Genomic DNA, 16,196 nt, shown 5'->3' with positions numbered 1-16,196 from the left:
TAAAGAAACCGATTTATTCATCTAAATTTTACTAATAGGAGCGTGAAAGATTCGAATGACAACCTTTGATAAATACCCTACAACCATTGTTTCTGAGAGTAAACATGATGTATGGGAAGGGTCTAAGCATATTGTAGAACAATTAAAAACCATTGCTTTGGATAACAATCTTATTGCAATTGAATGTTATCCAGGGATAGATGTAGACAAATTATATCGTGATGTAATTCAACCTTTGAATGCTGATGAAACGATTTTTACTGATGATCTATTTTATAGTAATCATACAATTACTGAGATGATAAAAAGTAATTTAACTGAAGATGATGTGTTTGGTACTTTTTCGCCGCATTCACTTAAGGAATTGTTGGATGATGAGAAAGTAAAAGATGTCAAAGAAAAAATGAAGAACAATCACAAAAAAAATATCGTTATTTATGGAATGGGATCAAGCCTCTTCACAGAAGAATGTTCACTCATTTATGTAGATATATCCAGATGGGAAATCCAACAAAGATTCCAACAGGGCATGCCAAATTGGAAAGCGAATAATCAAGATGAACAAGTATCACGAAAAATGAAACGCTCTTATTTTTTTGAATGGCCATTAGCTGATCGTCTAAAAAAGGCACTGCTATCTAAAGTTGATTTCTGGATAGACGGAAACGATATAGAAAATCTGAAATTGATTTCAAAAGAAAAGTATTTACAAGGATTAAACCAAATTGTTTCACAGCCGTTTCGACTCGTTCCATTTTTTGCTCCAGGAGTTTGGGGAGGAGAATGGATGAGAGAGAAATTCGACCTGGATAAAGATCCGGTGAACTTTGCATGGTGCTTCAATGGAGTTCCTGAAGAGAACAGTATCTTTTTACAGTACGGTGATTGTATAATTCAAACACCAGCAAATAATGTAGTTTTTTACCATCCGACAGAATTATTAGGGAATAAAGTATATGGTCGATTTGGAAGTGAATTTCCAATTCGTTTTAACTTTTTAGATACTATAAAAGGGCAAAACTTAAGTTTACAAGTTCACCCCACTACTGAGTATATCCATGAGGAATTTGGGGCGCATTATACACAAGATGAAAGTTACTATATCTTACACTCAGAGGAAGATGCTGTTGTTTATTTAGGGCTGAAAGAAAATATAGAAAAGGAAGAAATGATCAAAGATCTAAAGGAGGCTAAGAAAGGAAATAAAGATTTTGACGACGAGAAATTTATTAACCGTATGAGAATAAAAAAGCACGATCATTATTCAATTCCTGGAGGGACCATTCACTCGCAAGGAAAAAACTCTGTAGTTCTTGAGATTAGTTCGACACCAAATATCTACACATTTAAACTGTGGGACTGGGGAAGAGTTGATTTAGATGGAAAACCAAGACCTATCCACTTACATCATGGTTTAAATACTATTCAATGGTCAAGAGATGAAAATTGGGTAAAAGAACATTTGACCTCTCCAAACCAATTAATAGCCGAGGGAGAAGGATGGTACGAAGAAAGAACAGGTTTACATGATTTAGAATTTATTGAAACTAGACGACATTGGTTTTCAAAAATCGTCTATCATGAAACACATGATAGCGTTAATGTGTTTAATTTGGTTGAAGGTGAAGAAGCAATCGTTGAAAGTATAAATGGTGAGTTCGAGCCTTTTATTGTTCATTATGCTGAAACGTTTATTATACCTGAGCATATAAAAGAATATTCTATTAGACCACATGGACCTTCCATAGAAAAAACTATTGCTACTATTAAGGCATTTGTTAGAGTGTAAGGATGGATGAATACAAGACATTATTCATCTTTGAAGTTCAAAAAATCAATTTAGTATCAATAGGGTAAAACCCTATTGATACTAAGAATTCCCTTAGCTCGCCCATTATGGCTAAACGCCTGCGAGTCCTAACCCTATTGCGATATACGTTTCCCAAGGGCAAGAGGACATAGGAGAATTAAACTGTACTGTTGCTCTCTAGCAACTTAATTCTCTTTAAATTTCCGGGTTCCCCATACTTCCCTTCATAAAAATCCACATACCAATCCGCAAACTGCTGTAGACCTTCTTCAATGTTGTCTCAGGTTTAAACCCAACTGCCTTCTACAACTGTTATGTTGATGCATAGGTTGCTGGGACATCGCCAGTTTTAATAGATACAAACACTTCCTCGGACTCTACTTCTTTGCCTAAATATTTACCTAAGCATTTCTCTAATGTGGTAATAAAGGTCATGAGTTTCTCTGAATTGTTGTTTCCGGTATTGAATACTTTATACTGCAAATCGCCTTCAGAGGCGTATGTAACATGCAACTTTAAAAGCTATTTTCCAATTGCCAAATACAGTTATTGAATGGGGGGATGCTAAAGTCCCTTATTAAAAAACTCTCCAAATTTATCTTAATGATCGTAAAAGAATTCCCATATGAATCTTGAAGACAATATACATAATTAGCTATAACAAATAAGTGTAAGTTTGTATTTCAGACTACAAACTTACACTTATATTTTTAACTAGATTCGTTTAAAACACTTAATTCAAAAACTCATTTACAGTTTTTGCAACCTTTGCAACTTCATCTTCCTTTAAATAAGGATGCATTGGTAAGGAAAGAACAGTATCACATAATTTATTTGTTACTTCGAAATCACTCTCTTTAAAACTCAAATTAGAAAATGCTTGTTGTCTATGCATTGGTTTTACATAATATACCATACTAGGGATACCCTGTTCTTTTAAATAGCTCTGTAAACTATCACGTTGCTCTTTAGAGTCTAGCTGTATTGTATATTGTGCGAAACTAGAATAATAACCACTTGGAACTACTGGCTTTTGTACATAATCTGCTAGCTTGTTGTTGTACAAGTCATATACTCGATTAACATCATCTAACTCGTGTTGTCTAAAGGCTCTAAGTTTAATCTTCAGTATTGCGGCTTGTATTGTATCTAGTCTCGAATTTAATCCAATTCTAACGTTATCATATTTATTTTCGCCTTTTCCATGAATCTTTAAGGAGTTCAACAATGCCGCTAATTCATCATCGTTCGTAAAAATAGCTCCACCATCGCCAAAGCATCCTAGTGGCTTAGCTGGGAAGAAAGAGGTTGTTGCAGCATCTCCAAAGCTACATACCATTTTCCCATCAATATTGCCTCCAAATCCTTGAGCTCCATCTTCAAGGACTAATAAATTATGTTTTTTAGCTAATTTTTCAATTTCAGGATAGTTAGCAGGCAATCCAAATAAATCTACAGGAATTACAACTTTTGGTGTCAATTCTCCTTCTTCCAACGTCTCTTCGATAGCCTTTTCTAGTTTATCAATATCTATATTGAAAGTTGTTTCATCTACGTCAACAAATACCGGTGTTGCCCCATTTAGGGAAACAACTTCTCCAGTTGAAAAGAAAGTAAAGTCAGGTACGAATACAGCGTCACCTTCTTTTACATCCCAGGCCATCAAGACTAAAGATAGTGCATCTGTACCATTTCCACAAGTAATACAATGTTTTACACCTACATAATCTGCTAATTCTTCTTCAAGCTCTTTCACTATTGATCCACCGATAAAGCCAGCATTACTCATTACTTCTTGAACTGCTGAGTCGATTTCATCTTTATATGTATTATACTGTGTTTTTAAATCTCTAAATTGCATATAGATATCCTCCGTATTTAAATAATATTCAACGATATGATTTAATGATTAAAGTGGCATTTTTATTATATAAATTCCTCATCTTTCTCACAAAGTTCTGCTTTAATGTAGCTTGGTAAACATTGGATTGGGCCTGTTTCGTTTTGTTCTCTTTTAACAAAACCTTCCTGTGAAACTTCGTATACAACTCTTACTATTAATTTTTTCTTTTAAACAACTAACCATCCTATGTAACTTGTCAAAGACTAGATTCAAAGGTTCAATGTTAAAACGGTCTGTTAAAACTCATACAGAACCTTTTCCCACTAATACCTGACTTATTGTCTTAAATAGTATTTTTAAATCTAACCATAAATTAAAGTTTTCTACATAATACAAATCGTGTCTTATCTTCTTAGCATGAACCATATCACTTCTACCATTCACTTGTGCCCAACCTGTAATTCCAGGCTTAACAGCTAAGCGAAGCTTTTGTTCCGGACTATAACATTTAGTTATTTGTATTATTTCTGGTCTCGGTCCTATTACACTCATATTCCCTTTTAACACATTAATAAATTGTGGTAGCTCATCCAGACTGTATTTTCGGATGAATTTACCTATCTTAGTTATATTCGGATTTTCAATTGATCCGGTTTTAAATACAAAGTCGTCTGGTACTCCATTCTCCCAGTCGTATATTCTTCCTTTACTCTTTCCTTCAGAAGTTTGTTTTATTTTCATCGAGCGGAATTTATACATCTCAAAAGAAATATCCCCTTTTCCACTACGTAGTTGCTTAAAAAATACAGGTCGACCATCTTCTTTAATAATTAGAATAGCTAAAATTAAAAATAAAGGACTTAATACTAACAATACACTTAGACTAAATACGATATCAAATAACCGTTTTACTATAAGTTGAGATGAATTTTTCGATTTTGTGTAGCCTATTTCTGTCTGTTTCACAGAGTTGTTCACTTTTTTTCACCCCTCCACTCCCGTCCGCTATTCCAATCACTTGGTTCGGTTGTTTAGTACTATCTACTATTACACTGCCTTCTTTACCAATATATCCACCAGCAACTACTGATACTCCTTGGATTATGGATGCTCCATAGACATCATTAAAAAAGGCATTAGTATATTCATGAGTTGACAAGAACTGATAAGGAAGGGCAATCCTTGTATCAAGTCTTGTAATATGAACATTTTTTAATAACATCCGCTGGATAAAATCATTACTAAAATTATTTATTCCACCATCTATAATAAATGTGTTCTGGTGTATTAGTGGAAATAAAGTCTCATCATTAGTAAATTCACCTGATAGAAATGATACAACCAAATCCACTTGCTCTACTAATTGTGACCCTTCAATTGATTGAATAGGGGATGAATATTTGGGTAAAAAAGAGTTTAGAGCTTCAATATGCCTGTTTTCCTTTTCTTTTGTTCTTCCAATCAGGTAAACATATGCTTGTCTTTCAGCAAGTCTCACAGCCATTTTACTGGCTAAATTACCAGTTCCTATTATAATTACGTTTTTGTTATATATATTGTCCTCGAAATAATTTCGAATTAATAAATCACAGGATTCAATTGTTGTATCATTGGGTTTAACTGATACCAACTTTGACTTTTTAATTACTTCTTTAGCAACTTTGAAAAGGTTTAAACTTTGCTTTAATTCTACATCTATGTAAACATAGTCTACTTTACCGTCAAAAAAGGAAAGGGTTTCTTTTAACATACATTCTTCATTAATCATAAAACAGGATATAGCCAATACACCCGGGATATTTCTACGTGGGAGTACTCTAAAATCTAAGGCGTGTTTAGCTGTTGTACTGATCATAATAGAGCTATTATTATACTCTTTTAGATACTTGAGCTCTTTACGAAGCATCTCATTTATTTCCATTTAATACACACCCCCTCAAATATCACTTTGAAATAAACGCTTTAAAAATGACTTTCCAACTTTTTAGCTAACATACTCCACGTATGATTACTTTCTCCATATTTATAGGAATTTTTGCTATACTCTTGTAATAACTCTGGATCTTTGGATACTCTTAATATCTCATTTGAAATCTGATCAATTCCGTCTGTTACTATTCCCAAGTTATGCTTAGTAATTACTGTATCTTTTAGATTACTAAGCATAAAAATAGGTAATGAAGCCGCCATATAATCAAACATTTTATTTAAACTTATTCCCCACTTATAAACTTCTGCATTTCTCATTGTTATTATTCCTGCATCAGCATAATTTAAAATTGTTGGAATAAACTCTTTCTGAATAGGGGGCAAGAAAGTAACATTTTTCAAATTGTTTTCTTCCGCTTTTTTAATCATGTTTTTTTTCTCAGGCCCATCACCTATCAATACAAAATGAATATTCTTATCGTACCTACCTATTTTCATTGCAATCTCTACCATTGCCTCTAAATAATTTGCTAGGCTATGGGCTCCAGTATATATTAATAAGAATTTTGATTTCTGTTCCTCTAAAGCATATAAATGAGATTCAGGTAGTTCACCTTTTGTGTGGTATCGGTTAATATCAACACCATTAGGTAAATAAATGACTTTTTCCTGAGCAATACCTTTTTGCTTAACATATTCTGGTGCCTTATCAAATAATACTATTATTTTATCGGCCTTTTTGTATAAAAATAATTCTAATTCTCCTAATAACTTTACAATTGGATTGTTTGGCGAGATTTTACCTAAATCTATAAGAGATTGTGGCCACAAGTCTCGTTCTTCAAAGAAAAATTTTGCTTTTTTCTTCTTGGCATTTTTATAGCCTAATATTGCTGCAAGTGGATGCATTAAAGAACCGATAACAATATCCGGTTTTTCTTTAATTTTTTTTGCTAATTTGTTAGCTTTATAGGTATATGAAAACATATTAAGAATTCTTTTATGGTCATTTTTATAATAGCTAGTTGTTTTTAGCCAATAAAACTTCACACCAGTATATTCTTTGTAAATAAAATAATCACCTTTACCGTAGTTTTGTTCTTCTTCTCTTTTCTGATGATTAAATGAGGACGCAAATATAGTAACATTGTGACCTAATGAAACTAGCTCTTTTGCCAAATCAAAATGACGGGTAATCCCACTTGAATTTGGTCCAACTGCATAATGATTAAAAATCCAGATATTCACTATAATCTACCTTTCCTGATTACGAAGCAGCTGATCTTCTGGTACATTTCTAAGTTTTTTCGCAGGTGAGCCGACGACAAGACTTTCACTTTCCACATCCTTAGAAACAACACTTGCAGCAGCAACAGTTCCATCTTTTTCAATTACTTTACCAGGTAAAATTGTTGAATTCGCTCCAATCCTCCCGCCAGTTTTGACCGTAACACCTTTAAATTTCTCAAATCTTTCTTTACTTCTGGCCATGTAATTATCATTAGTTGTAACTACACAAGGTGCAACAAAAACATAATCTTCAAGCTCTGAGTATGCCGTGATGTAACAATTTGTTTCAAGCTTACAGCGCTTTCCAACTGTACAATCATTTTCAACTGCTACTCCACGACCAATGATTGTATACTCACCGATTTTTACTCTTTCTCGCACAGTTGCAAGATCTGCTACAAAAACATTATCGGCTATTTCACAATTGGCATAAATAATAGTTGAAGTACCTATAGTTACTTCGGATCCTATTTTAGCTGATGGTAGATGGTTAGTGCTTGGCAATATAGATGCTTTCGCCCTTGTAGGTTGCTTTCCTATTACTGCGTTATCTTGAATTACAACATTATTTCCGATTACAGTTCCTGCATAAATAATTACGTTGTGACCAACGACAACATTTTTTCCAAACTTTACATTATCCTCTATAATAACGTTTTGGCCAATTTTAGGTTGATTCATAGATTAACACCTACTTTTTATAAATTTTTTTACTTTACAAAGTCTCATTAAAAACTAATTTAGTTTCTCATATAATTTTATTAGTTTTTCACTTTCTGTTTCCCAATTATATATTGTTTCTATTGCTCTTCTACCGTTTTCACCCATAGTTGTTGCTTCTTGAGGGTTACTAAATATCCATTGAATAGCCTTTGATATCTCCTCTACATTTAAAGGGTCCACACATATACCACATTTATTCATTTCAATAATTTCTTTCCACACTGGGAAGTCTGATGCAATTACAGGGATCCCTGCCGCCATATATTCAAACATCTTAATGGGTAGAGAATCTATAAAATTTAATCTTGGCTCTAATACTACTAATCCAGCTTTTGACCTTGAAAGAGTATTTTTTATGCCCTCTCTGTTCAAAAAGCCATGATAATTTACTTTTGTTTCCCAAGAAGGTAATATCTCTAAAATTTTTTTTTCGTTTTCATTCACAAATTTACCAGCTAGTTCCAATGTACCTATTGTTTTTTCTATGGCACCAACCATAACTAGGCTTCCTCTTTCTTTTGTAATGCCACCTATATAAACTACTGAATTTTCTTTTCCTATTTGTTTATCACCAATATATAATTCATTTAAAATTGGAAAGTTACTTACATTAATTACGTTATGATTATATTTTTTAAATCTATCTTCTATATAAGGAGTCGCTGTTACTATGGCATCTAACTTTCGAACAATATTGTTTTCATATTTTTCAAAAGCAAAGGATGTAACTTTTCTTATAGGTTTAGGTATCCAATGTTTATTTAAGATCTGTCTAGGTACGTCCTCATGAACGTCATATATTACCTTTTTACCTTGTTTCTTTAACATTATTCCTGTTTTAAGCAGCTCTGGATCATGAAAATGATATATATCAGCATCTAATTCTAAAGCCTTTAAGTAAACCTTTCTTGTAAAAAAATTTGCTCTTTTAAACCGTCCTTTATATGGGTTTAGTAAACCATGCACTTTAATACCCTGAAAGTTTTCAACTGATGTATTAGGAGCGATTAAATGCACTTCAAAACCCGCTTCTACTAATGAGCTACATTCCTTTACAGTTATTCGTATATCATTATAGGGATGTACTGAAGTCATATGGCAGATTTTCATCATCGTATCCTTTCGAACTATATCTTTTATAATTTATTATCTCTTCTACTACAAAATATTAATTTTTAGTTTTATTTACTGTCGCTTTTTGATATTCAGCAAGTATTTTTAATGATACTTCTTTCCATGCAAAGTTATCCTTAATCTTTTTAATAGCATTATTGCCAATTATTTTTCTGTATTTAGAATTATTTATTAAGTAAAGAGTCTTTTCAGTAATATCCTCCACACTTTTTGGTTCAACTAAGAGACCATCAATTCCATTGTCAACTATATCTTCTATTCCTTCACCCTTACAACCAATAACAGGTGTCCCACAAGCCATAGCTTCTATATAAACTACTCCAAAGGCCTCATTCCAGCTAGGTAATAAAAAGATATCCGCTTCAGTCATAAACTCTTTAACATCTTTCCTTGATTTTTTACCCAAAAAAACAACATTTTCTTCGAGATTAAGTTTTTTTACTAGCTGTTCCAATATAGCCTTTTCTTGACCGTCACCAATAATTTGATAAGTAATACCTGGATGTTTTTCCACAATCTTCGAAATTGCCCGTAGGCAAAGATCGATTCCTTTGGGTTTTAGTAAGTTTGATACACTGAGAATTTGTACATTAGACCCTTTGTCTGTCGCATTTTTTTGTTGCATGCTACTACCCTCTAGAAACATATTTGATACACCATTATTAATTACTGTGAATTTTGTAGAATCTATTTCGGCTAAAAATTGCTTTCGAATACTATTCAGCTTATTACTAACTAAGATATTTATATTTGATTCTTCTAATACTTCTTTTACTTTTCTTTTACACTTAACATTCTTATGAATTGTGTGTTGAAAATCTTGACCATGTATAGTTGTAATTAAAGGAACATTATATCTTTTTGCTACCAAAGTAGCTGCATAACCATCAGGAAGAGCAACATGAGCATGAATTATATCAAACCTAAAATCCCTACGTATCTTCTTAATTGTATTTTGAATGCTTATATACATCCTTTTTCCAGAGGAATCGAAATTAGCGTTTCTAGGTAGAGCAACATATCTAGGATAATATACTTCAACACCCTCTATATTATCTTTGGGTGGAATTGAGCTATAATTACTCCATTTTTTTGAGCTGCTTCTTAATATTGAAGGTACATAGGGTACAGGAGAAACTACTACTACTTCTTGCCCTAATTTAATTAACTCCTTTATTTGCTCATGGACAAATATACCATTAATGTAATTTGCTTTGGATGGATACATATGAGAAATGACTAAAATTTTCATTACCAATCTCCTAAGTGTCGTATGACTTTATATTTAATTGATAAGTATCCTTTATATACTTTGGCTCTTTTTTAAATAAAATCAAATAAAAGAATAAAAGGAAAATTAATACTTTACTTATTATTGTAGGGAATCCAATAACAGACTGTATTGAACTAATAGAGATATCTTTTATTGTAAATGCTAACATTATGTAAAAAGCAACATTCAAATAAGTATATTTAAAATTCTCTAGGTTTCTTTCTATAAATCCTATAATAAAGCCTACTAACAAAATACTCATCGTCATTATTATAAATCCAAAATTCGCGTACACTTCCCCAGTGAAAATGGTTGGGGCAGTTCCCACAATCCCTCTTTCATATATCTCTGGATACATATATCTATGGATATAATTTTCAACGTTAAAAGTTTCAGGATTGAACATACCTGCCATAATTGTGGGGCTAATAGATTTACCCATTAAGAATTCATGGTAATCAGGAAAAATACTAAAATAATAATACAGGGGTTTTACACTACTAATAAAAACACGTTCAAAAATTGAAGAGATTATAATACCAATATTGCTAAATGGTATTTTCATAAATAAAGAATATACTACTATCAATAATGAAAAACCTACTAAACCAACACTAAATAATTTCAATATGTAACTTTTATCAAGTCTACTTTTAATATTTTTTTTATAATTGTCGTAACTATTAATAAAAAACAGAAAAAGTAATGTGAATATTATATCTGCTTTCTTTAAAGTTGAAACAGAATTAAATATTAAAAGTAAGAATGGAAAAATAAATAAGATAAGGTTAACGGTGTTTTTATTATGTTTATATTTTAAATATAAATAGCCTACTATAAATGATAGTAATGTTATTTGAATAAAATCTCGGTATCCTACTAACAACTTAAAAATATAATTTTTATTACTAAAATTCAGGTTATTAGTAGCGTCACTCCTAGACTCCGCAAGTACATATTTACTTTGAATTGTCGAATCAAATACTGAAAGAAGCGGAATATTAGTTAAACTAGTGTAATATAGCAAACATGAAGATATTATCACTAATATAGAAATATATAATCCCTTTTTGTTTATACTATCTTTATTATCAATTTGAATTAAAGAATTATTTACACTAGAACTTTTTTTCATAACTATACTAGAGAGTAAATAGCCTAGCGGGAGAAAATACATTGTTAATATTATACTTATAGTTGCTAAGAGAGCTGCCTCATCATTAGTAAAACTCTCATTTATATATATGGAATATCCCCCAATAAATATAAACAATAAAAAAAACAAATAAATTATATTAAAAAGTTTAGGAATTAAAATTCCCCCTGTGATTTTTTTTACTAATATGAGGGAATAAAGTAAAGAAAGATAATATATAAAAAACAAATTCTACCACCTCCAAAAGGCCTTTTATTTAATTGTTTATATAGGTGAGGGGGTTTTTCAATAAAATTGATTCAACTTTTTCAGCTCTATGTTCCCACCTTCCATATTCATTAACAAAGGATTTAACATTTCCTATAAAGTCTACATAGTCTTCAATCATTTTCCTTATACCCTCAGAAAAAGATTGCAGTGTACTATTACCCACAATTCCTAGTTTATTATTTACTATATAACTTTCCAAAACTTTACAGTCCGTAGATAGTATTGGTAACCCAAAGGATAAATACTCAAAAAGTTTCACGGGAACAGCAAAGTCATTGTAACTGTCCTTTAATAAAGGAATAACTCCAAAGTCTGCCTTATCATATTCCTTTTCTAATAACACGCCACTAACATGCTTTATTTCCAGCCAATTTTTATTTTTATAATACGAGAATAAGTTCAAATTTTTTTCGAGGTCCTCTTTTCTGCACACTAAAAGAAGCTTTGATTTTAATTCTATTTTATTTACCCTCTCAAATGACTGTAAAAGCAATTCAGTCCCATATCTCTTGCTCAAACCACCAACATAGATTGCTGTAGGAATCTTCCTTTTATTTTCTTGTTTTTTATTAGGTATTATTGTTTTATCTGCTGCCGGTGGCAAAGATACTTTTGGTTGCTTAAATGAAAAATGATTAGCCATTTCATCACTAGGAAAAAACATTATACTGCTCATCTTTTTAAAAAAAAGTAAATCGTATTGATATCTAAACTTAAGTTCAACATTTTTATAACTATTTACTAAGTTATTATAAAACTTCCAGTATGCATCCCTGTAAAATATACCGATTGGTATATTTTTATTTTTTATATGCTTTATAATCTTATAATCTATTAATGGTTGCATTGGATATGAACTAGGTTCAACATAGCAAAAATCAAAATTCATTGTTTCTTCCTTTTTTAGCCGTTCAAAGGATTGTTCTTTCTCTATTTTGTTTCCTGAAATTAAATAAACATCGTATCCAATTTTTTTAAATGCTTCATACATCTTTTTTGGGCGGACTTTTGAACCGCTTGATAGATCAGAAAAATCATATGTTACAAACATAATCATCTTTTTCATTCCTTAGTAACTCCCTTCAATAAAGTTATGTTTCTGTCTCCCGCTAAAGTATAGACAAATAATGAACATTATCACATAGTCTATACTCAATGTGCATACATAGATTGCTAAGAAGGTTTTAAAGTTTAATGCATATATAATCGATATCATAGCTGAAATTATTGTTAAAATCACTAGAGAGACTTGCCAAATCAGTACTATTTTCTGTTTCTCGTATAAATTTAACACGTTACTTAAAGGAGTCACAATAAATCTAAAAAACAATAAAATTATTAACATTTGAGATATCTCTCCAGCAGGTTCCCAAGTTTCCCCAAAGGCTAGTATAATTAAGTCTTTTACTACGAAAAATAATATAGTATATAACGGTAGTGATATACAAACTAACTTTTTAAATGTTGATATAAATGAATTTTTAGTTGTGTTACTTTTTTTTAGTTCCATTGAAGCTTCATTTAGAAATACCTGACTTATAGAATTACTTATCACTTTCATTGGTAATATAATTATTCTTTGACTAAGTGAATATTGCCCCAAAAGTGATGCCGAGAAGAAAGTTGGAATAATAAAGCTCATCGAGTGTAAAGAGACATTATTAAATATAGTTGAGGGTACACTGTATTTTGGATAGTCAGAATACCTCTTTGCTAGAGAATAGGCATCCCTCGGTCTAAATCTTTTAATTTCATCTTTTTTTGAATCTAATAATTTGCCAAAGATCTTCAAATTTCCAATTATATTCGATAATGTAGCGCCAATTATCAGACCGCCTACGCCCATATGCATTAATCCCAATAAAATTTGAGCTATAGAGCTATAAAGCGCTTGATAGATCCTTGTTTTTGAAATGACCTTAAATAAACCAACTCTGGTTGCCAAATAGTTCAATGAATTGTAAATTCCCATAAAAAGCGTCGCGATTGGTACTAAAAATAGCCAATTCCCTAAACTCTTTATATTAAGTGCGTCTAAAATTTCATTTTTAAAACCTAATAATATACTAAAAATCAAAAGAGAAATAATGAGAGAGCTTACTATTGATAGTATTGTTATGTTAACTGCATCCTGTTCTTTTATAGGTACTAAAATTGCTAATTCGTATCTTAAAGTTACAATTGTCCCCATAATTGTTACTAACGAAATGAAAATAGCTAATAACCCATATTCTTCTGGAGTATATATTCTAGTTAAAATTAACGAGGCTACAACTGGGATAACTTGTGCAGCACTCGTTCCAATTAACATAGTAAATATATTCTTATTTGAAGGGTTACTTAGTGTTTTCTTTAAAGTATTGAGTAGACTTATCATTATTATCTACTTACCATCATAGAGAATGGATATTTCCATTGCCCTTAATTTCTTTATTTATAGTATTCCTAGTATCGTAAACAACTTTCGAATGGGTAACTATTGTTTCATAATTGAAATCACTATGGTCAGTAGCAATTAAGACTAAATCTGCGCTTTCTAACATTTCAGCTGTAACACTTTCTATTGGTGATTGGAAATCATTTTTATATTTAAAATTCTTTACATACGGATCCACTACTGACCATACCGCACCAGCCCCATCTAACTTCTCTAGAATAGGAAGAACTGGTGATTCACGATAATCATCAATGTCTTTCTTATAAGCTACTCCAAGCACTAAAATATTTGAACCATTCAATGCTTTTTCTTCTTTATTTAGGATCTCCATAATTCTTTGAATCACATAATTAGGCATTTCATTGTTTATTTCACCTGCTGTTTCGATTAACTTAGTGTGATAATTATATTCACGTGCTTTCCATGTCAAATACCATGGATCAATTGGAATACAATGCCCACCTAATCCAGGACCAGGATAAAACGGCATAAACCCATAAGGTTTTGTTGCCGCTGCATCAATGACTTCCCATACATCGATACCCATTTTATTACATAGAACAGCCATTTCATTGGCAAGACCAATATTAATATTTCGGAAAGTATTTTCTAAGATTTTTTCCATCTCAGCAACAGATGGACTTGATACCTGGTGAATATCACTTTCCAATACATTTTCGTACATTGTCGCTGCTACTTCTGTACAATTTTCAGTTACACCACCGACAACTTTTGGAGTATTCTTTGTCTTAAATTGTTTGTTACCTGGATCAACACGCTCTGGTGAATAAGCTAAGAAAAAGTCCTCACCACAGTTTAATCCACTTTGTTCTAAAATAGGCTTTAGCAGTTCTTCTGTAGTTCCTGGATAAGTTGTACTCTCAAGTACTACTAGCATTCCTTCATGAATATGATCAGAGATCTCGTGTGCAGAACTTTCAACATAATTTGTATTGGGTTGTTTATATATATCTAATGGTGTTGGTACACATATTGCAACCGCGTCTACTTCTTTAATAAAGGAATAATCAGTAGTAGCTTTTAATTTTTTGTCTGCAACTAGTTCCTTTAATTCCTCATCAACTACATCTCCAATGTAATTAATTCCTTGGTTCACTTCATCAACTTTTGATTCCTGCACATCAAATCCAATTACATTATAACCAGCTTTCGCCTTTTCAACTGCTAAAGGTAAACCCACATAACCTAGCCCTACCACACCTATTACAGCAGTTTTATTATTTAGTTTTTCTATTAGTTTCTCTGCAAGTTGATTGCCTTTTTCTTTAGTTGTTAACATATTCTTTCTCCTTTGTTAATTGGATTGGTTGATTACTTTTAGCAGATTCATAAAATGAAAGTACTAACTCTAACGATTTCCTTCCCTCTTCCCCAGAAACAGCTGGTTGTCTATCTTCCTCAATCGCTTTTAACATATCATCAATAATACATTGATGCCCTGGAATACCAAACGGATCTTCCTTTATTTTTTCTTTGATCTTAATGATCTCATCATCTTCCACACCCTCAATTTCTAGATGTTCGAAGTATATAGCATTTTTCCCACCAATCTTTACAGTACCTTTTTCTCCAAAAAGTGTAATGGACTCTTCGAAATTTTGTCCATAAGATGTCGTGGAAGCTTCTACTAATCCTAAAGCACCTGATTTAAATTTAATAACTCCTGTGGAAACATCTTCGGCTTCAATTTTACGTAATCTTGTTGCTTCCATACTGAATATTTGTTCAGGTTCACCCATAAACCATAACAGTAAATCAAGATTATGGATTGCTTGGTTCATTAACACACCGCCATCGAATTCTTTAGTTCCTCGCCATTGTGCCTGATCATAATACTCTTGATTTCTATTCCAATTTACAGTTGCATTCGCATGGCTAATTTTACCTAACAGATTCTGATCAAGTATTTTACGTAACTCTTTTACTACTGGTCTGAAGCGATTCGGGTGGACAATTGACAGTTTTACTTCATTTCTATTACATGCTTCAATAATTTCATCTGTTTCTTCTAAAGTCATTGCAATTGGCTTTTCTAAAATGACATGTTTTTTTGAATTAGCTACTTTGATAGCTAATGGTGCATGTAATCCTGTCGGTGTACACACAGATACTACATCTATATCTTCTCTAAGTAACATTTCATCTAAACTTTCATATGCCTCAGCACCATATTCCTCAACATATGGTTGCATTGCTGAAGATAACTTGTCACTTACAGCTACTAGATTGGCGTTTTCAACTTCCTGTATTGCTTTCGCATGTTTTTTGGCTATGAAGCCACACCCAATAATAGCAAAATTCATTTTAACA

13 protein-coding genes and 1 pseudogene are annotated in these 16,196 nt (G+C 31.8%); 1 reads left to right on the top strand and 13 read right to left on the bottom strand.

Annotated elements, in window-relative coordinates:
* Positions 1 to 55 precede the first annotated feature (55 nt).
* Complete coding sequence (locus tag K3T81_RS03310; RefSeq protein ID WP_238018222.1) at positions 56 to 1,789, top strand: class I mannose-6-phosphate isomerase; 1,734 nt, start codon at positions 56 to 58, stop codon at positions 1,787 to 1,789.
* Between the two features lie 178 nt (positions 1,790 to 1,967).
* On the opposite strand, the pseudogene K3T81_RS19615 reads toward K3T81_RS03310, so the two are convergent.
* The 13 genes and pseudogenes from K3T81_RS19615 to K3T81_RS03245 all read right to left on the bottom strand — a co-directional run.
* A pseudogene (locus K3T81_RS19615) lies at positions 1,968 to 2,302 on the bottom strand (hypothetical protein); the annotation flags it as partial.
* Between the two features lie 241 nt (positions 2,303 to 2,543).
* Positions 2,544 to 3,671 carry a DegT/DnrJ/EryC1/StrS family aminotransferase gene (locus tag K3T81_RS03300; RefSeq protein WP_238018220.1) on the bottom strand — a complete coding sequence of 376 codons (1,128 nt, stop codon included), beginning with the start codon at positions 3,669 to 3,671 and terminating at the stop codon, positions 2,544 to 2,546.
* 285 nt (positions 3,672 to 3,956) lie between these two features.
* Positions 3,957 to 4,619, bottom strand: a complete 663-nt coding sequence (locus K3T81_RS03295) for a sugar transferase (protein ID WP_238018218.1) — start codon at positions 4,617 to 4,619, stop codon at positions 3,957 to 3,959.
* Positions 4,549 to 5,574: a Rossmann-fold NAD(P)-binding domain-containing protein gene (locus tag K3T81_RS03290; RefSeq protein WP_238018216.1), complete on the bottom strand. Its 1,026-nt coding sequence runs from the start codon at positions 5,572 to 5,574 to the stop codon at positions 4,549 to 4,551. Before K3T81_RS03290 ends, K3T81_RS03295 begins: the two co-directional genes overlap by 71 nt.
* A gap of 41 nt (positions 5,575 to 5,615) precedes the next feature.
* Positions 5,616 to 6,830: a glycosyltransferase family 4 protein gene (locus K3T81_RS03285; RefSeq protein ID WP_238018214.1), complete on the bottom strand. Its 1,215-nt coding sequence runs from the start codon at positions 6,828 to 6,830 to the stop codon at positions 5,616 to 5,618.
* A 6-nt stretch (positions 6,831 to 6,836) separates the two neighbouring features.
* Positions 6,837 to 7,553, bottom strand: a complete 717-nt coding sequence (locus K3T81_RS03280) for an acyltransferase (protein ID WP_238018212.1) — start codon at positions 7,551 to 7,553, stop codon at positions 6,837 to 6,839.
* Between the two features lie 54 nt (positions 7,554 to 7,607).
* The gene (locus K3T81_RS03275; RefSeq protein ID WP_238018210.1) at positions 7,608 to 8,705 is read right to left on the bottom strand and encodes a glycosyltransferase family 4 protein; all 1,098 of its coding nucleotides are present in this window, start codon (positions 8,703 to 8,705) and stop codon (positions 7,608 to 7,610) included.
* 58 nt (positions 8,706 to 8,763) lie between these two features.
* Positions 8,764 to 9,981, bottom strand: coding sequence for a glycosyltransferase (locus K3T81_RS03270; RefSeq protein ID WP_238018208.1), 1,218 nt, complete (start codon positions 9,979 to 9,981; stop codon positions 8,764 to 8,766).
* Between the two features lie 10 nt (positions 9,982 to 9,991).
* On the bottom strand, positions 9,992 to 11,386 hold the full coding sequence (locus K3T81_RS03265; RefSeq protein WP_238018206.1) for an O-antigen polymerase: 1,395 nt from the start codon (positions 11,384 to 11,386) through the stop codon (positions 9,992 to 9,994).
* 28 nt (positions 11,387 to 11,414) lie between these two features.
* The gene (locus K3T81_RS03260) at positions 11,415 to 12,494 is read right to left on the bottom strand and encodes a glycosyltransferase (protein WP_238018204.1); all 1,080 of its coding nucleotides are present in this window, start codon (positions 12,492 to 12,494) and stop codon (positions 11,415 to 11,417) included.
* Between the two features lie 3 nt (positions 12,495 to 12,497).
* Positions 12,498 to 13,805, bottom strand: a complete 1,308-nt coding sequence (locus K3T81_RS03255; protein ID WP_338044592.1) for an oligosaccharide flippase family protein — start codon at positions 13,803 to 13,805, stop codon at positions 12,498 to 12,500.
* A gap of 16 nt (positions 13,806 to 13,821) precedes the next feature.
* Entirely contained in the window at positions 13,822 to 15,165 is a 1,344-nt protein-coding gene (locus K3T81_RS03250) for a nucleotide sugar dehydrogenase (RefSeq protein ID WP_238018200.1), read from the bottom strand.
* On the bottom strand, positions 15,152 to 16,189 hold the full coding sequence (locus K3T81_RS03245) for a Gfo/Idh/MocA family protein (RefSeq protein ID WP_238018199.1): 1,038 nt from the start codon (positions 16,187 to 16,189) through the stop codon (positions 15,152 to 15,154). Before K3T81_RS03245 ends, K3T81_RS03250 begins: the two co-directional genes overlap by 14 nt.
* Positions 16,190 to 16,196 lie beyond the last annotated feature (7 nt).

The organism is Oceanobacillus jordanicus (assembly GCF_022095695.1).
Taxonomy (GTDB): Bacteria; Bacillota; Bacilli; order Bacillales; family Amphibacillaceae; genus Oceanobacillus_B; species Oceanobacillus_B jordanicus.
Note: the sequence above shows the minus strand (reverse complement) of the source record. Positions and strands in the feature narration are given on the sequence as shown.

What these genes read in the sequence shown, in the direction of transcription:
- K3T81_RS03310 (WP_238018222.1), top strand. Translation starts at nt 56, where the DNA reads ATGACAACCTTTGATAAATACCCTACAACCATTGTTTCTGAGAGTAAA.
- K3T81_RS03300 (WP_238018220.1), bottom strand. Translation starts at nt 3,671, where the DNA reads ATGCAATTTAGAGATTTAAAAACACAGTATAATACATATAAAGATGAA.
- K3T81_RS03290 (WP_238018216.1), bottom strand. Translation starts at nt 5,574, where the DNA reads ATGGAAATAAATGAGATGCTTCGTAAAGAGCTCAAGTATCTAAAAGAG.
- K3T81_RS03280 (WP_238018212.1), bottom strand. Translation starts at nt 7,553, where the DNA reads ATGAATCAACCTAAAATTGGCCAAAACGTTATTATAGAGGATAATGTA.
- K3T81_RS03275 (WP_238018210.1), bottom strand. Translation starts at nt 8,705, where the DNA reads ATGAAAATCTGCCATATGACTTCAGTACATCCCTATAATGATATACGA.
- K3T81_RS03270 (WP_238018208.1), bottom strand. Translation starts at nt 9,981, where the DNA reads ATGAAAATTTTAGTCATTTCTCATATGTATCCATCCAAAGCAAATTAC.
- K3T81_RS03260 (WP_238018204.1), bottom strand. Translation starts at nt 12,494, where the DNA reads ATGAAAAAGATGATTATGTTTGTAACATATGATTTTTCTGATCTATCA.
- K3T81_RS03255 (WP_338044592.1), bottom strand. Translation starts at nt 13,805, where the DNA reads ATGATAAGTCTACTCAATACTTTAAAGAAAACACTAAGTAACCCTTCA.
- K3T81_RS03250 (WP_238018200.1), bottom strand. Translation starts at nt 15,165, where the DNA reads ATGTTAACAACTAAAGAAAAAGGCAATCAACTTGCAGAGAAACTAATA.
- K3T81_RS03245 (WP_238018199.1), bottom strand. Translation starts at nt 16,189, where the DNA reads ATGAATTTTGCTATTATTGGGTGTGGCTTCATAGCCAAAAAACATGCG.